Raw genomic sequence first — 21,119 nt, forward strand, 5'->3', positions numbered from 1 at the left:
GTTATATTTCAACAAAATGTGGGGGTATACCCTAGAAATGTACCTAGAGAAAATAACAGCCAAAAGCAAAGCGAAATTAGAAAGACAAATTAAGAAATTAAAAGAAAAAGGCCAAGAGTATTATACTCCTGACCGAGTTTCCAAGATTAATGCTGTGAAAAGCTATGCTTGATACATTTTAAACACGTTGGTAAGCCGTATGCCTTAGTAGGGCACGTGCGGTTTGATAAGGGGGTAGCTATGAAAATAGTTACCCTACTTTATTTATATAAATATTTATACTATGGTATAATAACCTTATGAAAATTAAGGAAGGAATGAAAAAAATGAATATAGTTCAGCAGCTGGTTGCAGAATTTCAATTAAAAGAATTTCAGGTTGTTAATACCATGAAGTTAATTGACGAAGGAAACACTATTCCCTTTATTGCCCGTTATAGAAAGGAGCAAACAGGGGAACTAAGTGATATAGTACTTCGTGACCTTTCCGATCGACTAAATTACTTAAGAAATCTTGAAGGTCGTAAAGAGGAAGTAATTCGTTTAATAGACCAACAGGAAAAGCTAACACCAGAGTTAGAAGAAAAAGTAAATAAGGCTTCAACCATTCAAGAGGTAGAGGATATTTATCGCCCCTTCCGTCCTAAGCGTAGAACAAGGGCAACAATAGCAAAAGAGAAAGGCTTAGAACCTTTAGCCAACTTAATATATGGACAAACCCTTACTACAGATGAAATTCAAGTAAGAGCTGCGGATTACATAAATGATGAGAAGGAAGTACAAACATTAGAGGATGCCCTTAACGGAGCAATGGATATTATAGCTGAAACAGTTTCAGATAATGCCGATTATAGAAAGCAAATAAGAAGTATAACCTATAAAGAGGGTGTTATAATATCAAAGGCTACCGATGCAGAGGTAGCTTCAGTATATGACATGTATTATGACTTTAGAGAGGCTGTAAAAACAATTGCTGACCATAGGGTGTTGGCTATTAATAGAGGAGAAAAGGAAGAATACTTAAAGGTTAAATTAGATATTAATGAAGAAGCAATAATAAGCTATTTAAAAAGGAAAATAATAAGTAATAAGGCAGTATCAAATAGCTACATTGAAAATGCTATACAAGATGCTTACAAAAGATTAATATCACCATCCATTGAAAGGGAAATTAGAGTTATACTAACAGAAAAAGCAGAGGAAAAGGCAATAAGGGTATTTGGAGAAAACTTAAAAAAGCTCCTTCTTCAACCACCAGTAAAGGATAAGGTTGTAATGGGCTTTGATCCAGCCTATAGAACAGGCTGTAAAATAGCAATTGTAGATGGAACAGGTAAGCTTTTAGATACTACTACAATATATCCTACAGCACCTCAAAATGATGTAATTGGTAGTAAGAATAAGCTTAAAGAGTTGATAGAAAATTACAATGTAGATATTATAGCTATAGGAAATGGTACTGCATCAAGAGAATCAGAATTAATAATTGCAGAGATGATAAAGGAGCTAAAAAAGCCTGTTTATTATATGATTGTTAGTGAAGCAGGTGCATCTGTTTACTCAGCCTCTGAGGTTGCTGCAAAGGAATATCCAAATATAAATGTTTCCTTAAGGGGGGCCATATCTATTGCTAGACGGCTGCAGGATCCTTTAGCAGAATTAGTGAAAATTGAGCCAAAGCATGTTGGGGTTGGGCAATATCAGCATGATGTTAATCAAAAACGATTAGATGAAGCATTGACGGGAGTAGTAGAAGACTGTGTTAACAGTGTGGGTGTAGATTTAAACACAGCATCACCATCATTACTGCAGTATGTATCAGGGATAACCAAAACAGTTGCAGAAAATATAGTAAGATTTAGGGAAGAAGAGGGCATATTTACTAACAGACAGCAGTTAAAAAAGGTTAAACGGTTAGGCCCCTCTGCATTTGTTCAATGTGCTGGTTTTTTAAGAATAACAGATGGTGACACACCACTAGATAATACCTCAGTGCATCCAGAGTCATATGCTGCAGCTGAAGCACTTTTAAACATAGTATCTTTCCCATTAAAGAAGCTAGACAATAAGACCTTAAATGAGTTAAAGGAAAAGCTTAATAGTATTAATGTAGAGACAATGGCAGAAGCCCTTAAAATTGGACTTCCTACCCTTAAAGATATAATCAAGGAGCTTAAAAAGCCTGGTAGAGACCCACGGGAAGAAATGCCTAAGCCATTATTTAGAACAGATGTCTTAAAGCTTGAAGATTTAAAGGTAGATATGGTGCTTAATGGAACAGTAAGAAATGTAATAGATTTTGGTGCATTTATTGATATTGGAATAAAAAATGATGGCTTAGTTCATATTTCTGAGCTCAGCGATAGATTTATAAAAAATCCAATGGATGTTGTTTCAATTGGGGATATAGTAAATGTTAAAGTCATTGGAATAGACTTTAAAAAAGGTAGGGTATCCTTAAGTATGAAGGGTATTCAACAGAATAACTAAAATCAGTTGAGGAGAAGTATGATGATGAATAGTAGCCAAGAAAAAATTAAAAAAATGATGTCATACCGTTGGATAATCTGGGGTGTATTAGTTTTATCCTACGTAATTGTTTTTTTTCACCGATTAGCCATTGGAGTAGTTAGGGAGGATTTAGTTGAAACCTTTGGTATATCAGGAACTACCTTTGCAAATATTGGCTCAACATATTTTTATGCCTATATGCTTATGCAAATTCCATCTGGTATTTTAGCAGACACATTGGGAGCTAGAAAAACTGTGGCAATAGGAACTTTAATGGCAGGCATAGGATCAATTTTATTTGGAGTAGCCCCCAATTTGCTAATGGTTTTTTTAGGTCGTTTGTTGGTAGGTATTGGTGTTTCAGTTGTTTTCATATCTATCCTAAAGGTACAATCAAGGTGGTTTAAAGAAAGTGAATTTGCCACCATGTCAGGTATTACCTCCTTTGTGGGTAACATGGGAGGGGCGATGGCCCAAACTCCTTTAGCAATTATGGTTGCGTATTTCACGTGGAGAAGTACCTTTACAGCTATTGGAGTTTTAAGTGTGCTTCTGGCTATTGTATCCTATATAGTTGTAAGAAATAATCCAAAGGATATGGGTTTACCAACAATTGAAGAAATTGAGGGTAAGGATATTAGCAGCAAAAAAATGGAGAACCCACCATTGTTGAAAAGCTTATATCAGGCCTTAACAAATAAATACACATGGCCAGGCTTCTTTGTCTTCACAGGCTTTTTTGGTGCCTATGTAGCATTAACTGGAACATGGGGCATAAGCTACCTGGTTGAGGTTTACAATATTGAGCCAAGCACTGCTCCAAATTATTTTACAGTAGCAGTGCTGGGGTTAGCAATAGGTAGTATTGTAATTGGTAGATTCTCTGATAGAATTAAAAGTAGAAGGCTTCCAATGATATTGTTCGGTGGAGTTTATACCTTATGCTGGGGTATTATAGTATTTGTGAATGGAGGAAAACCACCTATTGCAATGCTTTATCCTTTGTTCTTTATACTAGGCTTTACATGCTCAACCTTTGTGTTAGGCTGGGCATGTGGTAAAGAAGTTAACCACCCTGCAATAGCAGGTATCTCAACCTCAATAGTTAATATTGGTGGGTTTTTGGGAGGAGCTGTACTTCCTCCTATACTAGGATGGGTATTTGACACCTATGGTGGACAGCTAGAAGCAACTGTGTTGTTTCAAAAAGCCTTTTTATACTGCTTTATCTTTGTAGCCATAGGATTTGTGTTTACCTTTCTAGTAAAAGAAACAAACTGCAAAAACATATATAATGAGATAAAATAGAGTTGCAAAGTTTATCATTTATTATTAAATTAATAATGTAACATAAGCCACAGATTTCGGGAAGGCGAGGTATACAATGAATCTGAGCCAGGAGACCTGCCTATTAAAGAAGTGCCTGGAGGATGGTAAAGCTCATGGATTATTTGTAATATCGAGTAATCCATGGGCTATAATATTTTAAGGAGGAGTATAGAATGCAATTAATGAAGGACACTTTAAAAGCTATCGGAGGGTTAGATCAAAAGGCTATGGATGCTGCAAAAGCTAGAGTAGATAAGCTAGTTAAACCACCTGGTAGCTTAGGGAGAATTGAAGACATAGCAATACAATTAGCAGGGATAACAGGAGATGTTTTTACTAGTGTGGATAATAAGGCTGTAATTGTAATGGCGGCTGATCATGGAGTATACAGTGAAGGGGTAGCCCCTAATCCACAGGCTATTACAGCAATACAAACAATGAATATGGTTAAAGGAGTAACTGGTGTTTGTGCCTTTGCAAAGCAAGCTGGAGCAAAGGTAGTTGTTGTAGATATTGGAGTAATGGAGGATATTAATCTAGCTGGTATAAGAAACAATAAAATACGCTATGGAACCAGTAATATGAGAAAAGGCCCTGCAATGACAAGGGAAGAAGCAATAAAATCAATAGAAATAGGTATAGAGGTTGCAAACGAAGAAATTGATAAGGGAGCTAATTGCCTAGCTATAGGAGAGATGGGTATTTCAAACACCACCGCCAGCTCTGCCATTATAGCTGTTATAGGTAACTTTAAGCCACAGGAGGTTGTAGGTGTTGGTGCTGGACTACCTATTCATCAATTAGGGTATAAGGCTGAAGTTATAAGAGACGCAATAAATCATAATCTACCCAATTCTAAGGATGCAATTGATGTGCTGGCAAAGGTAGGAGGATTTGAAATTGGAGGAATGGCTGGTGTGATATTGGCAGCTGCAGCCAAACGCAAACCAGTAGTAATTGATGGCTTTATCTCATATGCCTCTGCTTTTATAGCAGCCATGCTAGAGCCTAAAGCTAAGGATTTTATGATAGTATCCCATATGACTGCTGAAAAGGGAGGAGCTAAAGCACTAGAGTATTTAGGTAAAAAGCCGCTACTTGATTTGGGCCTCAGATTGGGAGAGGGCTCAGGAGCAGTATTAGCCTTTAATATACTTGAGGCTGCAACATATATGGTTAAAGAAATGGTTACCTTAGAAGAGTCTGGAATAGTATTGGGATAAGGAAAGTATAAAAATTAAAAATTAAGAATTAAAAATGTAAAATTGAAAACAAGAAGACATAATTAAAAATGGAAAATGGAAAATTGAAAATGGAAAAGGAAAACAAGAAGACGTAATTAAGAGTTAAGAATTAAGAGTTAAGAATTAAGAGTTAAGAGTTAAGAATTAAGAGTTAAGAGTTAAGAGTTAAGAGTTAAGAATTAAGAGTTAAGAATTAAGAATTAAAAGTTAAAAAATACATATCAAAATAAAGAGTTAAAATTTAATATTTAAAGCAATAACGAATGTTGAATGTTAAATGTTGAAATAAGGGAACTTTTTAAAAAGTTTTTATGTCTAATAATGGGAGTAATAAATACTAATTTATTTTCATACTCGAAAAATAAAGGAATTTTTTGTATACTGTTGAATATAATCATTAAACATTGTTTTTATTTAAAGGAGAGATAAAATGATTCTAATTAAGAATGGTCAAATTTATACAATGGCTGGAAAAACTTTAAATAACGGCAGTATACTGGTTAAGGATAATAAAATTGTAGAAATAGGTACTAGTATTAATGCACCAGAGGCAGCTACAGTAATAGATGCTGAAGGTAAAATGGTATTTCCAGGAATGATTGATGCCCATTGTCATTTAGGCCTATGGGAAGATGCTATAGGATTCGAAGGAGCAGATGGTAATGAAATGACAGACCCAGTAACACCGCATATAAGAGCAATAGACGCTGCAAATCCTATGGATAAAACCTTTGAAGAAGCTTATCAAGGTGGAATTACATCGGTTGCAACTGGACCAGGAAGTGCCAACGTAATTGGTGGACAGTTTGCAGCCATAAAGACCTTTGGAAAAAGAATTGATGACATGATAATTGCTGAGCCAATAGCAATGAAGATTGCCTTTGGAGAAAACCCAAAGAGGGTATATAACGATAAAAAGCAAGCCCCTATGACAAGAATGGCAACAGCTGCAATTCTAAGGGAAACAATAATCAAGGCTATTAACTATAGAAATAAAATTGAAGAAGCCAATGGAGATAAGTCTAAGTATCCAACATATGACTTTAAATTAGAAGCAATGCTACCAGTTTTAGAAGGTAAAGTACACCTAAAGGCTCATGCCCATAGAGCCGATGATATATTTACAGCTATTAGAATTGCTAAGGAATTTGGACTGAAAATGACCCTAGAGCATTGTACTGAAGGGCATCTAATTGCTGATTATCTTAGTGAAGAAGGGTATGCTGCAATTGTTGGACCATCAATGGGGCATCGATCAAAGTTCGAGCTAAGAAACTTAACCTTCGAAACACCAGCTGTGCTAAGCAAAGCAGGTGTGAAGATAGCCATAATGACAGATTCACCAGTAATACCACTTCAACATTTGCCAATGTGTGCCGCCCTTGCAATGAAATCTGGACTACCAGAGGAGGAAGCCCTTAAGGCAATTACAATTTATGCAGCTGAAATTCTTGGTCTTAGTGATAGAATTGGAAGTCTTGAGGTAGGAAAAGATGCAGATATAGTAATATGGGATAAACATCCATTAGATTTACAAGCATCAGTTTGCTATACCATCATTGATGGAAATATTGTTTATAAAAGATAGGCTAGGGCATTAGTAACCCAGCTGAGACAATAGACAATTGAAAGTATACATATCAATAAAGGAGATTTAATATGGATAATATGCCTCTGAATGTTGTCATATTGGGCTCTATTCCAGAATCTATGCTCATAATAGCATTTGGATTAATTATGCTAGGTATTAAGCCTATATGGAGAAAAATTATAGTAGCAGCTATTCTACAAGGTATAGCCTCTTACTTTATTAGAAGATATATATCCTTTGGCCAACATCTATTATACCTTTATATTACAATAATAATATTTACGTGGCTCATCGTTAAGATACCATTAATAACCTCTATGATTTCAAGCTTTATAGGTATGGTAATTAACGTTTTGGTAGAAGGGCTTTATAGTGTTATAGTGCTGGGACTTGCAAACCTGTCATTAGTTGAAGTGTTATCAAGAAGCTGGTTAAGATTGCTTGTGTTTACACCTAAGCTATTGATTATGTCAGGGCTTTTATATTTATGCCGAAAGCATAGGTTTTCATTAGAGAAGGAGCTAAAGGCTATTACAAAATTAAATAATACATTAAAATAATATACTTGAAACTCAAGACCTATAGGGTTATAATGTATTTATACAACAAAATATAAGCAATATTCTTCAGGGCAGGGTGAAATTCCCGACCGGCGGTAAAAATCCGCGAGTCGATTGAATCGATTGAACTGGTGAAATTCCAGTATCGACAGTAAAGTCTGGATGGGAGAAGAAATCATGTTTTTCATGTATTTTTTTACACCTGAAGATTTTTCTTCAGGTGTTTTGTATTTATGGTTTCATCTTCTCCATATAAAAATTATTATATATTGGAGGTTACATTATGAACAAAACACTAAGTTATGGCAGTAATAGAAGCAAATTTTCAACAGCTACCTTAGTAAAAACATCTGTACTTGCAGTTGTTGCTTACTTGCTTATGATGCTGGAGTTTCCAGTACCAATGTTTCCAGCCTTTTTAAAGGTGGATTTAAGTGATGTACCTGCTTTGGTAGGTGGCTTTGCCATTGGACCTGTAGCAGGTGTTGTTATCCAGCTAGTAAAGGTATTCCTATTCTTTATAACAAGGTCTCAAACAGGTGGTGTCGGCGAACTAGCTAATTTCATTATAGGTGCTTCATACGTTTTGCCTGCTGCCATAATATATCATTTAAAAAAGGATAAGAGAAATGCTATAATAGGGACGGTTACAGGTACAGTAGTAATGGCTTTTGTTGGAGCATTGGCTAATCTTTATATTCTAATACCCTTTTACTCAAATTTTATGCCAATTGATGCTATTGTTAATATGGGAAGCGTTGTTAATGCTAATATAGTTGATTTAAAAACATTAGTGCTATATGGAGTTACACCCTTTAATTTAATGAAGGGAACTATAATCACTATTGTTACATTGCTAATCTATAAAAGAATTTCACCAATACTAAAAAACCACTAAAAAATAATAAAAGCATATCCTCAAACAGATAACTTTACCCAGTACCCAATATTTTAATATATGGTGGTGTTGGGTTTTGTATTTCTAGGATTAGTTAATAATACTTAAGGAGGAATATTTACAATTATTATTAAAAAACTCAAAATATGTGTTAAAATAGTACATGGTAGTATTTACAAATCTTATTTAATAAGTAGGTGCAGCAATGAAATATATAGAACTTAAGAATCAAAGAGAAACAGAGATTATTGCAGAAAAATTGGGTCAGCTTGTAGATAAAGGAGATATTATTTGTCTAACTGGAGACCTTGGAGCAGGTAAAACTGTATTTTCAAAATCCTTTGCTAAGGGCTTAGGTGTACAGGAGGTTGTTACTAGCCCCACCTTTACCATAATACAAGAGTATGAAGGAAGAATTCCAATGTATCATTTTGACGTATACAGAATTGATAACCCACTGGACATGGAGGATATAGGTATAGATGAATACCTATTTGGAAATGGTGTATGTATAATTGAGTGGGCCTCAAACATTAAAGATATATTACCAGAAAACTGCCTTTGGTTACATATGAAAGTTACAGGTCAAGTAAGTCGTAGAATATGTTTTGAAGCTCAAAATCAACGTTATATTAGCCTAGTTAAGGAGATGATGAAATGAAGCTGTTGGCAGTAGATACCTCTTCGATAGTAGCAACTGTTGCAGTAATGGATGAGGACAAGCTCATAGCAGAGGCAGTAATAAATAATCAAAAAAATCATTCCCAAAGACTTATGCCATTAATAAAAGAAGTTTTAGATAACAGCAATTTATCCCCAGCAGATATTGATGTTTATGCAGCAGCCCTAGGTCCAGGCTCCTTTACAGGACTTAGAATAGGAATAACAACGGTTAAGGCAATGGCACAGGCTATGAATAAACCAGTAGTAGGTATTTCTACATTAGATTCCTTAGCCTATAATTTGCCCTTCTGTAACAGCTATATCTGTCCAATAATAGATGCCCAAAGGAACAATGCTTATACTGCATTATACATTTGGGATAATAATGGGATTAAGCTGCATAATGAACATGCTATACTACATATCGATGAATTAATTAAAAAAATTAAAACACTACAGAGAACAACTATTTTTTTAGGTGATGGTATAAACATATTTAAAGATAAGCTAAATGAAAATTTAGGTTCTTTAGGAGTTATAGCCCCTTCTTCAGTAGCAATTCCAAGAGCTTCCTCTGTTGCAGCCCTAGCTATCAAAAAAGCCAAGGCTGGAGAATTAGTAAGCCCTGAAGAGATAGTGCCTATATATATGAGAAAATCTCAGGCAGAAAAGCAATTTGAAGAAAAATTCAAGGGGTGACAAAAGCCTATGGAAGGAACCATTACAAGGAAGATGACAATTAATGATATAGCAGATGTAATGATTATTGAAAAAAGCTCATTTTCAGTTCCGTGGTCAAGAGCTTCCTTTGAAAAAGAGTTAAAAAGCAATACATGTGCTAGATATTATGTTGCAGAGTTAGACAAAAAAATAGTTGCTTACATGGGACTATGGATTATTATAGATGAAGCTCATATTACCAATATTGCAGTAGATCCACAATTTAGGGGTTTAAGTATAGGTAAGGCTATTGTGAAGGAGGTTATTAAGGAAACTAAAGAGTCGGGTATTTTAAGAATTACTTTAGAAGTACGAAAAAGCAATATTGTTGCCCAAAATCTATATAAAAGTCTAGGCTTTTTACCCTGTGGAGTTAGGCCAGGATATTATTCAGATAACGGAGAAGATGCTTTAATTATGTGGAAGGAACTGATTAAAAAGAAAAAACCAATGAGTAATGAGTAATAGAAAACCTTAAAAGTGAAAAATGAAAAGTGAAAAATGAAAACAAGAAGACATAGTTAAAAATTAAAAGTTAAAAATGAAAAATTACAAAGCACAATTGAAAATTGAAAATGGAAAATGGAAAATTGAAAATTAAAAAACAAAATATAATCAAATATCAGAGCAATGTTGAACGATAAAAGCAAGTAATAAGTAATATGGAATAAGTGAAAAACCTTAAAAACAAAAGTTAAGAGTTAAAAGTTAAGAGTTAAGAGTTAAAAGTGAAAAATACAAAGCATAATAGAAAATCGAAAATTGCAAGTATAAAACAAAAAACCAAATCGAAAACTGCAAGTTTAAAACATAAAAATACACAAAACAAAAGAGTAGAATAAAGAATATATTTAAAAGAATTATATTATATAAACTTTTTCACATAAATTCCGTAAAAGAAGATGAGAGATGTAATATTAATAGGTTTATATTGTATATAGAAGAAAGAGGAGGATATATATGGAGAAGAAAAGTAAAAAAAAGCTTGTTATAGTCTTAGTTGCACTACTAGTAATAGCAGGTATATCAGCAGCAGTTGTATCAGCTTCAAGGGGTGGTAAGCAAGGAATTACAGTAGATGCGAAAGCTATTGAGTTAGGTGAAATTTCTGTAGAAATTCCTGCTAATGGAATGCTGGAGGAGATTGATAAGGAATCGGTGTTTCATGATATTAATGCTAAGGTAGAGGCTGTAGAGGTTGAAGTTGGAGATCCTGTAAAAAAAGGACAAGTATTGGCCACACTAGACTCAGAAGAATTTGGAAACAGATTAGATATTTCTAAAGCACAGCTGGAGATGGAGCAATTAAGCCTACAAAGACTTAAGACCTCAAGACAAGAGGCAATTGATAATATTGTTAGAGAACTAGAAGAGGTAAAAAGTGCCTATGAAAGAAGTAAAGAATTATTTGAAAGTGGTGGAATTTCTCAGCTAGAATATAATCAAAGCGAAAAGGCCTATAGAGACTTACAAAGAAGCCACCAGCAATACATAAATAATGAAGATTCCCTTTATTATGATATTAAAAGAACAGAAAAACAAATTACAATTAGTCAGCTAAACATTCAAGATACACAAAAGGAAATGGAAAAGCTACAGGGAGAAATAACGAGTCCAATGGATGGATTAGTAACCCAGGTTAATGTTGAAAAGGGTTCCTTTACAAATCCATCGGTACCTGCCTTTGTAGTAGCTGATACAGCTAATCTTCAAATTATAATTAATGTAAGTGAATACGATATTAGTAAAATTCAGCTTGGGCAAGAGGTTGAGATAGAAACAGATGCATTGCCAGACACTGTATTCAGTGGTGAAATAGAGAAAATTGCACCAATAGCTTCCCGAATGTCAACAGGACAAACAAATGAAACAGTTGTACCAGTAACCATTAAGGTTATAGATCAACATCAAATGCTAAAGCCTGGTTTTTCAGTTAAAACTAGAATAGTAAGTGAAAAAAAGGATAGCACAGTTGTAGTACCATTTGACTCAATAATGATGGAAGAGGATAAGCAATTTGTTTTTGTAATTAGTAATGATACACTTGAAAAGCGTGAAGTTGAAATAGGCATAGAATCAGATTTTCATGTTGAAGTAACCAAAGGGCTAGCAGAAGGCGATATAATTGTATTAAGACCAAATATGGATTTGAAGGATGGAGATTCAGTTATAGTAAATCTTACAAACAATAAGTAATTAAAGGGATTGGTGTTAATGAACCTATTAGAAAATATTAGAATGGCTGTTTCCTCTATTAAAACAAATAAGATGAGAACATTACTAACAATGCTGGGTATAATTATTGGTATTTCAGCAGTAGTAGCCATATCAGCTATTGGAAATGGAGGAAAGTATCAAATACAAAAAAGCCTTGAGCAATTTGGTACAAATCGCTTAATGGTATTTATGAACTGGAGCAACGATGATCCAATTACACATCGAGATTTTATTAATGACCGTGATATAGAAGCAATTAGACAGATAGCAGGAGTAGAAGCTGTAGCTCCCATTTATGAAGAGCGTTCTACTATTAAGGTTGAGGATAAGGATCAAGATGTCTTACTTGTTGGTGCAAATACTGATACAGAAATAATCAATAACGTAGAAATGCTGTATGGAAGATATATTACTAACCAGGATAATGAATCCTATGCCAATACCATAGTTTTATCTGATAAGGATGCTAAAGATATATTTGGTAAAACGGAAGTAATAGGAGAAGCAATAACCTTAAACACCTATCGGGGTCCAGTGGATTTTAGGGTAGTAGGTGTTTATAAGCAGGAGGATAGTCCATTTGGTTCAGCAATAAGCGGTGGAACTGCTCAGGTTTATGTTCCAATAAACACCATACTAAGAGTATACAATCAAACTGTTTATTATGGAGTAAATCTTAAAATACAAGACAGAAATGAAATGGATAGAATAGGAGAGCGGGCAATTAGCTTGCTGGAAAGGCTACATAATAACAAAGACAAATATCGAACCTTCAATTTAGAGCAGGCATTAGAGGCTGCCAACTCAGTTATAGGTACTATAACAACCGTACTTGCATTTATAGCTGGAATTGCTTTATTGGTGGGGGGAATAGGCATCATGAATATTATGCTTGTTACCGTAACCGAAAGAATTAGAGAAATTGGTGTTAAAAAGGCAATTGGAGCAAAACGAATAGAAATATTATTTCAGTTTTTAACTGAGTCGGCAATAATTTCATTTACAGGTGGTTTATTAGGTATTGTATTTGGATTTTTGTTGGCAACTGCAGCTTCTTCCTTCCTGCAATTACCGCCTTTAATAAGTGCTAGAGAAGTGTTAGTGTCGGCAGTTCTCTCAATATCAATTGGTATATTATTTGGTGTATACCCTGCCAACAGGGCAGCAAAGCTAGACCCAATAGAGGCATTGCGATATGAGTAATAAAGAAACATATAAGAGGATGATAAAAAATGGTTCTATTTGAAATATTTAAAGTATCAATTCAAAATATATGGGTAAATAAGATGAGGTCTTCACTAACAATGCTGGGCTTAATAATAGGCATTATGTCTGTTGTTATTATAACCACCCTAGGAAATGCTGCCCAAGCAGATATGGCAGGAGCATTTCAAGAGTATGGTAAAGGCAAGCTAACGGTTAATATGGATTATAATGCCGATAGACCTGTTTATTATAGAGACCTATTTGATGATGCAGATGTAAACTCTATGTCAAATATAGAGGATGTAGTAGCAGCTGCACCAGATATAAGCAGGTGGCTTTCAGTAAAGAATGAAGATAAAAACCTTACAATGGAAGTTTTTGGAGTAAACCATGATTATAACTTGGTAGATCATATAGATTTAATACAAGGTAGATTCCTAACAGAAACAGATATATTAGGTAGAAGAAATGTAATTGTAATTGATGAAAAAGCAGCTAATGAGTTATTTGGTACAGCGGAAGTGGTTGGAGAAACACTTACAATGACATTTAGATACCAAACAACTGAGTTGATGATAATGGGTGTAACTAAAATGACAGATTCAGTAATCGCAAATATGGCTATGGGTAACTATAATTATGGCTATATACCTATAAGTCTTGCTACTAGAGTGTTTAATCTAGAACGCTACCCTAGAGTAACTATACAGGCAATAGAAGCAGTAGAGTTAAATAGTGTAGGAAATCAAATACTTTCACTTCTTGAAAGAAGAAACAGAGATAAAGAAATATATCGAATAAATAACTTAGAAACTGGATTTAATCAAATGGATCAAACCCTAGGATTTTTAACAGCAACAATATCAGGTATCGCTGCTATTTCCCTACTGGTTGGCGGTATAGGAATAATGAATATTATGCTGGTTTCTGTAACAGAAAGAACTAGAGAGATTGGAATACGAAAGGCCATAGGAGCCAATAGAGCAACAATTCTACTTCAATTCCTCCTTGAAGCTATTATCCTTTCCTTTCTTGGGGGAACACTTGGCTTACTGATAGGAAGTGGCATTGGCTTTACTATAGTTAAGCTTATAAATCTACCATTTATAATTGCAGTAGATGGAATAATAATAGCCTTTATATTTTCTGTAGTTGTAGGGGTAGTATTTGGAGTATATCCAGCCAATAAAGCATCAAAGCTGGATCCTATAGATGCTTTACGTTATGAGTAGTTAAAATGGAGGTGACAAGCCAATGATTGAAATAAAAAACCTAACTAAAACATACAAAAATGGTAGTATTGCAGTTACGGCTTTAAGAGAGGTGAATCTTAATATAGAAGAGGGAGAGTTTGTTGGTATAATGGGACCATCAGGCTCAGGCAAATCAACCTTTATGAACATTATTGGTTGCCTAGACCGTCCCACCTCGGGTACATATATACTAGATGATAAAGCTATTGCAAAGATGTCGGATAATGAACTTGCAGAGGTAAGAAATCAAAAAATAGGATTTGTTTTTCAGTCCTTTAATCTACTTCCTAGAACCAGTGCCTTGAAAAATGTTGAGCTACCCATGATTTATGCAAAACTAAGTAGTAAAGAAAGAAGAAAAAGAGCTCTTGAGGCTCTTGATTGGGTAGGGCTAGGAGATAGAGTACATCATAATCCAAATGAGCTGTCAGGTGGACAAAAGCAAAGAGTAGCTATAGCAAGGGCTCTAGTCAACAATCCATCTATCATACTGGCAGATGAGCCTACTGGTAATCTCGATACAAAGTCTGGAAACGAGGTTATGGGTATTTTTAAGAAATTAAACAATGAGGGCGTTACCATAATATTGGTGACCCACGAAGCAGATATAGCACAGCAAACTAAAAGGGTTGTTACCTTTAAAGATGGGGAAATAATAAAGGATGCATTAAATATTGGAGAGGAAATGAATTCAATTGATTAAACTAAATAACATTACTGTAGTACAGAATGGTGTTGTTTTATTAGAAAATATTAATTTAACAATTGAAAAGGGTTCTTGGATAAATATAACTGATATCAGTAGCCATCAATACCTAATACTCTTAAAATTGCTGGAGGGAAGGCTAGCTCCTACAATTGGAGAATATATATTTGATGGAGCACAGGTAAAAGAGTTCTCTAAGCTACAAAGGGCTTCTTTAAGAAAAAGAGAAGCCCTTAACCTAGCAGAGGACTCCTTTTTAAATATGGAAAAAACAGTAATAGAAAACATTAGGCTTCAATTAAAAGCAAGTGGAATATATCCCACTAAGTTTAAAGCCATTATAAATAATATACTTAATGAGCTGGCACTTTCACATATAAAGGGAAATAAATGCTCTAATCTTAAAAGCAATGAAATAATACAGGTGAAGCTTGCTAAGGCCATAGCCAGTAGTCCTAAGCTAATTATGCTGAATACTGATCTAATAAGAGATATAAATGTAAAAGAAGAGGTAAATATCAATAATATTATAAAGAATAGCATTATTGAAAAGGACATTTCTATATTGACATCAAATTATAACTATATGGAAAAATCCTCTTTAATCAAAAATATTAAATTAGTATAAAAAATCATTAATTATAAACTTCTGATGTTTAATTTCGTAAATATATTGAGGTAGTAAAAGAGGTGGTTAATTTGAGTCAATCGGATTGGGAAATTGTTCAAAGGATTATAAAAGGCGAAAGTGAGTCCTTTGGAGAAATTGTAACCCGATATAAAAAGTCAGTCTTTTCCTTATGCTATAGAATGGTTAAGAATAATGAAGAAGCAGAGGACTTATCACAGGAAATATTTATTAAGGCATATAATAATTTAAAAAAATATAACCCCCAATATAAGTTTTCTACATGGATATTAAAAATAGCCACCAATACCACTATAGATAGCCTGAGAAAAAAGAAAATAGAGACAATGCCACTAGAAGAGGAAATCTCTTCAAAAAGCGAAACAGCAAGTGCAGAGGTAATTTATTTCCACCAGCAAAACAAAACAGCAATAGAAAGTGCAATTGAAGGCTTACCAATAGAATACAGAACATTAATTATACTTTTTCATCAGCATGGGTTAAGCTATAAAGAGATTTCAGAAAGCACGAACCTACCAATGTCAAAGGTGAAAAACAGAATACATCGTGCCCGTAACATATTAAAGGATAGTCTGAAGGATGTAAAGGAGGAGGAAGCCCAATGGACTGCAAAACAAGTTCAAATTTAATTATGAGTTATATTGATAATAACATAACCGATAAAGAGCTACTGGCCCTCCAATATCATATGTCTGTTTGCAAGAACTGTAGAGAGGAATTTATGCTATTTAATGAGCTGGTAGAATCAATTTGTGATTTACCAATGCTAGAGCCTAGCGATGGCTTTGAAATGAGGGTTATAGATTCAATTGACCATAGCATATACAAAAGCTCAACTTCAAAGTGGCTAGGGATAAAGGAAATATTAATAAGTACTATAATTTACTTTGGTTTTTTATTCAGCTTTAGTAGCTCAGAGGCAACAATAATTAGCCTTAATAGTGTGTCAAAGATTGTTCAACAATTGTATTTACTGGGAGGCTTTATTGAAGGAATAATTGAGTATATAATGGTGGGTTCCTTGTATACTAGAAAAATGATGTTTTATTTATTAGGTTTTTTCTCAAGGGCCACAACATCAACACTGGTGTTTTACACCATAAGCTTACTTGTATTAGCTGCAGTACTTGTTATGATTCAAACAACACTATATAAAATTCTTAAAAATCAGTAGAGGAGGGGTTTGAGGTGAGAGGTTTTAAATTAAAAGCAAAAAATATTATTCTGTTTGCCAGCCTAGTAATTATATTGTCCACTTCTCTAGCTTGGAGTACTATAAATTATCGTGGAGAAATAGTTAGCTTCTTTAAAACTGTAAATGTACCCTATAACGATTCTGTAGGTGATGTTGTTTCGATATTTGCAAACATTAACTTAAATGGAGAGGCAAGAGGTGATGTGGTAGCGGTTTTTGGCAATGTCACAATAAATGGCAAAGCAAATAATGACGTTGTGGCAGTATTTGGTGGTATTAATGTTTCACGAAACGGAGAAATCAGAAGAGATGCAATATCAGTTCTAGGTCATGGAATAGTTAATAATGGAAGTATTAATCGTGATAGAATTAGTGTATTGTCGATAATGCCATTTGGGGCACCACCAATAGGTATACTATTTATACTGGGGGCAATTTTTATATTAATAAAGCAAATACTTGCTTATATCCTTTCTGTAATAGCTGTACTGTTTTTTAATGAACGGTTTGACCGTATGGCATCGGATATTAGCTTTGATATAGGTAAAAAAGCATTAATAGGCCTGTTAGTGTATTTTGGGGCATGGGTATTGATAGCTATTTTAGTAGTAATTGTAATAGGAATACCATTAGTTGTTCTATTGATTCCAGCCATAGGTCTAATAGAGTTTGCTGGAAACACAACTGTTAAGTTAGCAATAGGAAGAAATATAAAAAATAGACTTAATAATAACTGGAGCTTGATGATGGAATTACTGGTTGGTACTATTATATTCACCTTAATTGAAATAACTATTATTGGTAAAGTGTTCACAATGGCATTAAAATTTATTGGTATGGGTGAGATTATAGATAGCAGATTTGGTGAAGAGAAAAAACTGCCACCTAAGCCACCTATAAATACCACGAATGAAGGTTTTCTTGAGAAAGGAAATGACGAAAATGCCGAGTAAAATTAATAATTCTAAAGGACTTATATTTTGTATTATAGCAACCTTGCTAATTGCCTCTTTAGTAGTTACCTTTAGCTACTCAAAAGAGGATACTGTAAATAGCATAATCAATGAATTAGAAGTAATAGAGGGAGATTATATAATTGCAGAAGAGTACGTAGTAAACAAAGGTGTTATTATAGGTGATTTTATTTCCGCAAGTAACCAAGTTGAAAACCATGGAATGGTTGAAGGGGACATAATCGCAGTGTCTGCTAGTTTGTTGCTTAAGGGAAAGCTTAAGGGTGATTTAAGAACAGCTACTACTGAGGCAACTATTGATGGTGAAATAAATAGGAATGCCACTATATTTGCAAATCATATTTTAATAAGTGATGATGCTGTTATCGATGGAAGCATACATACCTTTGCAAATACTGTCAACATTAAGGGCTTTGTTGGAGGAGACGTAAGAGGAGCCGTTGCCAGTAGCTTTATTAGTGGTAATATAAAGGGGAATGTAACCCTTTATACAAACAGAATAGAATTTGAACCAGGAGCCTTAATAGAAGGTGATTTAACATATATCAGTGAAAATCAACAGAATATAGATAAGCAATATGTAAAGGGTACTATTAAACATAAATATCCTACAGCACTAAGTGCTGAAAAGCAGATTGAAAACCACATAGATAGATGGAAGGCCTTTTCTATAATTAGAAGGATAGTGTTTTTAATATCATATTTAGCTATTGGTAGTTTTTCTATAATGATGTTTAAAAAACCCTTTATTAGAGCTGCTTCCATTGTTCAAGAAAAGTCATGGGTTAATTTACTGGTGGGACTAGGAGCATTAATAGGAATACCTATATTAGCAGTTCTGTTTATGCTTTTGATTATTGGAATACCTCTTGGTGTTATTCTTGTAGCACTGTATGGTATATTAATATATCTAGCAAAAATTCCAGTGGAAATATGGCTTGGTAATAAAATATATAGAGAATCACCACATCCAGTTATATCCTTTTTAATTGGTAGTCTATTGTTACAAGCAACTCTATTGGTTCCTATAGTTGGTTGGTGGGCATCAAAGGCAGTTATGGTGGTAGGAATAGGTGCTACTTTAATAATGATAAAGGAGTATTATAAAGGCAAGGAATATGGAATAGGTAATAGGGAATAGGTAATAGGTAATAGGGAAAACAAGAAAACAATAATTGAAAATGGAAAATGGAAAACTAAAAATTACAAATCAAAATTGAAAATTGAAAATGGAAAGTTGAAAATGATAAACCTTAAAGAAAATGTAAAGTTGAGAATTAAGAGTTGAGAATTAAGAATTAAGAGTTAAGAACATAAAAGAAATGTTGAATGTTAAATGAAAAAACAAATGAGTAATTAGTAATGAAAAACCAAAAAATAAAATTAAAAGTTAAAAATTAAAAGTTACAAATGATAATTGAAAATTAAAGCAAAAGATAAAAACAAGATTAAAAAATATCCATAAATAGCATAAGAGAGTCTAAAAAGCAGACTCTCTTTAATGTTTTTCATTATTAGGATAATTGGGAGCATCCTTTACCATAGATAATATTGCTCTTGTTGTTGAATTAACTGGCTCCAGCATACCATCTGACATTATGTTTTCATTGCTTAATCTTTCATATATTGTTTTATTATTTCTTTTTTTGATGTTTCTTCTAGCCATAAAATCAGCTCCTTTTGGTTAGTATTTACCTATATTTAAAAAATAGACAGCAAAAAAAAGGAAAATTTATATAAAAATTAATATCAAAGGGCTATAATGTTATAATAGGAATAGAAGTAAAGAGGAGAGATTAATCATGAGGCAACAAAATTTGGATAATGTTATTACCTTAGCTATAGAGACAAGCTGTGATGAAACATCCGTAAGTGTTTTAAAAAATGGTAGGCAAGTATTGTCTAATGTAATAGCTTCGCAAATTCAACAGCATAAAATATTTGGTGGAGTAGTTCCTGAAGTGGCTTCACGAAAGCATATAGAAAACATTAATCAGGTAATAAATAAGGCTTTATTAGAAGCCAATGTAACCTTTAATGAAGTAACTCATGTTGCTACCACCTACGGTCCGGGCTTAGTAGGAGCCTTACTTGTGGGCTTGTCGGCAGCTAAAGCCATTGCCTATGCCCTTGATATACCCTTAAATGGAGTAAATCATATTGAAGGTCATATCTATGCAAATTTTATTGAAGATATTAACCTAGAGCCTCCCTTTTTATCCTTAGTGGTTTCTGGAGGACATACCCATTTAATACTGATGAAGGACTATGGTGTATATGAAATTATAGGTAAAACAAGGGATGATGCAGCAGGTGAAGCCTTTGATAAAATAGCCAGAGCATTGGGCTTAAGCTATCCAGGAGGACCAGAAATTGATAGACTTGCAAAGGAAGGTAATAAAGATGCCATTAGCTTTCCCAGAGCATATCTTGAGGAGGGAAGCTACGACTTTAGCTTTAGTGGACTTAAATCTGCCGTATTAAACCATTTAAACTCTAAAAGGATGAAGGGAGAAAATATTAATAGGGCGGATATAGCAGCCAGCTTTCAAGAGGCAGTAGTAGAGGTATTAACAGAAAAGGCTATAGCCTGTGGAAAAGAAATGGGTATAAATACAATATGCTTAGCAGGTGGAGTTGCCGCCAATAGTAGGCTGAGAAATATGCTTAGCAAAAGATGTCAAGAGGAGTCTATAATATTAAAATACCCATCCATTAAGCTTTCTACTGACAATGCTGCAATGATAGGCTGTGCAGGCTGTTATAAATACATTAAGGGCTTTAAGTCAGAGTTAGATTTAAATGCAATACCTAACTTAAAAATTGGTGAAGGCTAGAAATTGGAAAATACTGATGCTAATACTTTATATTGCCGGTATAATGTGTTTTGTCACTATGTTATAATCAAGGTGAACAAATACCATTAAAGGGGGATTATAATTGGAAATGCTAAACTGGATGAGAAAAGTAGACGCAGACATGAGTAAAATGGACTTATTAGATATTATTGATAATATGCACGAAGTTATAAACTCATTACTTGAAAAGAACAAAGAAAATGAAGTTTATATTAAAAGCTTAAAGGAAACTGTAAACCAAAAATAAATAAAGAAAATAATTTTACTACATAGTTATGTAAATAAAAATACTCCTCCATATATTTATGAGGAGTATTTTTATGCATTGCTTTTATATTATGATATCCACAGTGAAAACACATCAAAAATGTGGATAATGTGGAAAAAGAGGTGAATAAACATATATTGTCCTTATCCAATGTGGATAAATATGTGGAATCTGTGGATAAGTTGTGGATGAGTGTGGATTAATTTTACTCAATGAATTATCCAACAAATATATGAGGCTTTCTACAAATTTCGAGTTTACATAACAAAGATACCAGT

General features: G+C 33.8%; 21 protein-coding genes and 1 riboswitch. Of the genes, 20 read left to right on the top strand and 1 reads right to left on the bottom strand.

The genetic code is table 11. The features are described from left to right. The first annotated feature begins 326 nt into the window (after positions 1-326). The 18 genes from F8154_RS11745 to F8154_RS11830 all read left to right on the top strand — a co-directional run bounded on the left by F8154_RS11745 (position 327) and on the right by F8154_RS11830 (position 18,856). Complete coding sequence (locus tag F8154_RS11745) at positions 327-2,489, top strand: Tex family protein (protein ID WP_151861852.1); 2,163 nt, start codon at positions 327-329, stop codon at positions 2,487-2,489. Positions 2,490-2,513: 24 nt separating this feature from the next. Then, a complete protein-coding gene (locus F8154_RS11750) occupies positions 2,514-3,818 on the top strand; it encodes an MFS transporter (RefSeq protein WP_151861816.1) in 1,305 nt (434 codons plus the stop codon). Between the two features lie 194 nt (positions 3,819-4,012). Next, positions 4,013-5,062 carry a nicotinate-nucleotide--dimethylbenzimidazole phosphoribosyltransferase gene (gene cobT / locus F8154_RS11755; protein WP_151861817.1) on the top strand — a complete coding sequence of 350 codons (1,050 nt, stop codon included), beginning with the start codon at positions 4,013-4,015 and terminating at the stop codon, positions 5,060-5,062. 451 nt (positions 5,063-5,513) lie between these two features. Then, positions 5,514-6,671 carry an amidohydrolase gene (locus F8154_RS11760; RefSeq protein ID WP_151861818.1) on the top strand — a complete coding sequence of 386 codons (1,158 nt, stop codon included), beginning with the start codon at positions 5,514-5,516 and terminating at the stop codon, positions 6,669-6,671. A gap of 71 nt (positions 6,672-6,742) precedes the next feature. Further along, positions 6,743-7,234 (top strand): hypothetical protein, encoded by a 492-nt coding sequence (locus tag F8154_RS11765; RefSeq protein ID WP_151861819.1) that lies wholly within the window; start codon positions 6,743-6,745, stop codon positions 7,232-7,234. A 58-nt stretch (positions 7,235-7,292) separates the two neighbouring features. Beyond that, positions 7,293-7,412, top strand: a riboswitch (FMN riboswitch). A 105-nt stretch (positions 7,413-7,517) separates the two neighbouring features. Continuing rightward, a complete protein-coding gene (locus tag F8154_RS11770) occupies positions 7,518-8,132 on the top strand; it encodes an ECF transporter S component (RefSeq protein WP_151861820.1) in 615 nt (204 codons plus the stop codon). Positions 8,133-8,337: 205 nt separating this feature from the next. Next, a complete protein-coding gene (gene tsaE, locus F8154_RS11775; RefSeq protein WP_151861821.1) occupies positions 8,338-8,793 on the top strand; it encodes a tRNA (adenosine(37)-N6)-threonylcarbamoyltransferase complex ATPase subunit type 1 TsaE in 456 nt (151 codons plus the stop codon). Beyond that, on the top strand, positions 8,790-9,494 hold the full coding sequence (tsaB, locus tag F8154_RS11780; RefSeq protein WP_151861822.1) for a tRNA (adenosine(37)-N6)-threonylcarbamoyltransferase complex dimerization subunit type 1 TsaB: 705 nt from the start codon (positions 8,790-8,792) through the stop codon (positions 9,492-9,494). The genes tsaE and tsaB overlap by 4 nt, the downstream gene beginning before the upstream one ends. Before the next feature lie 9 nt (positions 9,495-9,503). Further along, positions 9,504-9,980, top strand: a complete 477-nt coding sequence (gene rimI / locus F8154_RS11785) for a ribosomal protein S18-alanine N-acetyltransferase (RefSeq protein ID WP_151861823.1) — start codon at positions 9,504-9,506, stop codon at positions 9,978-9,980. Between the two features lie 495 nt (positions 9,981-10,475). Continuing rightward, entirely contained in the window at positions 10,476-11,711 is a 1,236-nt protein-coding gene (locus F8154_RS11790; RefSeq protein ID WP_151861824.1) for an efflux RND transporter periplasmic adaptor subunit, read from the top strand. A gap of 18 nt (positions 11,712-11,729) precedes the next feature. Next, positions 11,730-12,935, top strand: a complete 1,206-nt coding sequence (locus F8154_RS11795) for an ABC transporter permease (RefSeq protein ID WP_151861825.1) — start codon at positions 11,730-11,732, stop codon at positions 12,933-12,935. A 29-nt stretch (positions 12,936-12,964) separates the two neighbouring features. Further along, positions 12,965-14,170: an ABC transporter permease gene (locus tag F8154_RS11800; RefSeq protein ID WP_151861826.1), complete on the top strand. Its 1,206-nt coding sequence runs from the start codon at positions 12,965-12,967 to the stop codon at positions 14,168-14,170. A gap of 22 nt (positions 14,171-14,192) precedes the next feature. Further along, the gene (locus F8154_RS11805; RefSeq protein ID WP_151861827.1) at positions 14,193-14,894 is read left to right on the top strand and encodes an ABC transporter ATP-binding protein; all 702 of its coding nucleotides are present in this window, start codon (positions 14,193-14,195) and stop codon (positions 14,892-14,894) included. Continuing rightward, positions 14,887-15,525 (top strand): ATP-binding cassette domain-containing protein, encoded by a 639-nt coding sequence (locus F8154_RS11810; RefSeq protein ID WP_192930277.1) that lies wholly within the window; start codon positions 14,887-14,889, stop codon positions 15,523-15,525. Before F8154_RS11805 ends, F8154_RS11810 begins: the two co-directional genes overlap by 8 nt. A gap of 71 nt (positions 15,526-15,596) precedes the next feature. Next, positions 15,597-16,175 carry an RNA polymerase sigma factor gene (locus tag F8154_RS11815; RefSeq protein ID WP_192930278.1) on the top strand — a complete coding sequence of 193 codons (579 nt, stop codon included), beginning with the start codon at positions 15,597-15,599 and terminating at the stop codon, positions 16,173-16,175. Continuing rightward, positions 16,148-16,720, top strand: coding sequence for an anti-sigma factor family protein (locus F8154_RS11820; protein ID WP_151861830.1), 573 nt, complete (start codon positions 16,148-16,150; stop codon positions 16,718-16,720). The genes F8154_RS11815 and F8154_RS11820 overlap by 28 nt, the downstream gene beginning before the upstream one ends. A gap of 14 nt (positions 16,721-16,734) precedes the next feature. Beyond that, a complete protein-coding gene (locus F8154_RS11825; RefSeq protein WP_151861831.1) occupies positions 16,735-17,694 on the top strand; it encodes a hypothetical protein in 960 nt (319 codons plus the stop codon). After that, positions 17,684-18,856 (top strand): polymer-forming cytoskeletal protein, encoded by a 1,173-nt coding sequence (locus F8154_RS11830; protein WP_192930279.1) that lies wholly within the window; start codon positions 17,684-17,686, stop codon positions 18,854-18,856. Before F8154_RS11825 ends, F8154_RS11830 begins: the two co-directional genes overlap by 11 nt. Before the next feature lie 357 nt (positions 18,857-19,213). Here the strand turns inward: F8154_RS11830 and F8154_RS15170 are convergent, their stop codons facing one another. Beyond that, positions 19,214-19,381, bottom strand: a complete 168-nt coding sequence (locus F8154_RS15170) for a hypothetical protein (protein WP_192930280.1) — start codon at positions 19,379-19,381, stop codon at positions 19,214-19,216. A gap of 151 nt (positions 19,382-19,532) precedes the next feature. On the opposite strand from F8154_RS15170, the gene tsaD reads away from it, so the two are divergent. Further along, the gene (gene tsaD, locus F8154_RS11835) at positions 19,533-20,552 is read left to right on the top strand and encodes a tRNA (adenosine(37)-N6)-threonylcarbamoyltransferase complex transferase subunit TsaD (protein ID WP_334296204.1); all 1,020 of its coding nucleotides are present in this window, start codon (positions 19,533-19,535) and stop codon (positions 20,550-20,552) included. A gap of 103 nt (positions 20,553-20,655) precedes the next feature. Then, positions 20,656-20,820, top strand: coding sequence for a hypothetical protein (locus F8154_RS15175; RefSeq protein ID WP_192930281.1), 165 nt, complete (start codon positions 20,656-20,658; stop codon positions 20,818-20,820). The last annotated feature ends 299 nt before the right edge of the window (positions 20,821-21,119 follow it).

Source organism: Alkaliphilus pronyensis (assembly GCF_009017275.1).
Classification (GTDB): Bacteria; Bacillota; Clostridia; order Peptostreptococcales; family Natronincolaceae; genus Alkaliphilus_C; species Alkaliphilus_C pronyensis.

Coding starts and splice junctions, on each gene's coding strand:
- F8154_RS11765 (WP_151861819.1), top strand. CDS start 6,743: ATGGATAATATGCCTCTGAATGTTGTCATATTGGGCTCTATTCCAGAA.
- F8154_RS11830 (WP_192930279.1), top strand. CDS start 17,684: ATGCCGAGTAAAATTAATAATTCTAAAGGACTTATATTTTGTATTATA.
- F8154_RS11745 (WP_151861852.1), top strand. CDS start 327: ATGAATATAGTTCAGCAGCTGGTTGCAGAATTTCAATTAAAAGAATTT.
- F8154_RS11800 (WP_151861826.1), top strand. CDS start 12,965: ATGGTTCTATTTGAAATATTTAAAGTATCAATTCAAAATATATGGGTA.
- tsaE (WP_151861821.1), top strand. CDS start 8,338: ATGAAATATATAGAACTTAAGAATCAAAGAGAAACAGAGATTATTGCA.
- F8154_RS11790 (WP_151861824.1), top strand. CDS start 10,476: ATGGAGAAGAAAAGTAAAAAAAAGCTTGTTATAGTCTTAGTTGCACTA.
- F8154_RS11760 (WP_151861818.1), top strand. CDS start 5,514: ATGATTCTAATTAAGAATGGTCAAATTTATACAATGGCTGGAAAAACT.
- tsaB (WP_151861822.1), top strand. CDS start 8,790: ATGAAGCTGTTGGCAGTAGATACCTCTTCGATAGTAGCAACTGTTGCA.
- F8154_RS11805 (WP_151861827.1), top strand. CDS start 14,193: ATGATTGAAATAAAAAACCTAACTAAAACATACAAAAATGGTAGTATT.
- F8154_RS11750 (WP_151861816.1), top strand. CDS start 2,514: ATGAATAGTAGCCAAGAAAAAATTAAAAAAATGATGTCATACCGTTGG.
- F8154_RS11795 (WP_151861825.1), top strand. CDS start 11,730: ATGAACCTATTAGAAAATATTAGAATGGCTGTTTCCTCTATTAAAACA.
- rimI (WP_151861823.1), top strand. CDS start 9,504: ATGGAAGGAACCATTACAAGGAAGATGACAATTAATGATATAGCAGAT.
- cobT (WP_151861817.1), top strand. CDS start 4,013: ATGCAATTAATGAAGGACACTTTAAAAGCTATCGGAGGGTTAGATCAA.
- F8154_RS11770 (WP_151861820.1), top strand. CDS start 7,518: ATGAACAAAACACTAAGTTATGGCAGTAATAGAAGCAAATTTTCAACA.
- F8154_RS15170 (WP_192930280.1), bottom strand. CDS start 19,381: ATGGCTAGAAGAAACATCAAAAAAAGAAATAATAAAACAATATATGAA.
- F8154_RS11820 (WP_151861830.1), top strand. CDS start 16,148: ATGGACTGCAAAACAAGTTCAAATTTAATTATGAGTTATATTGATAAT.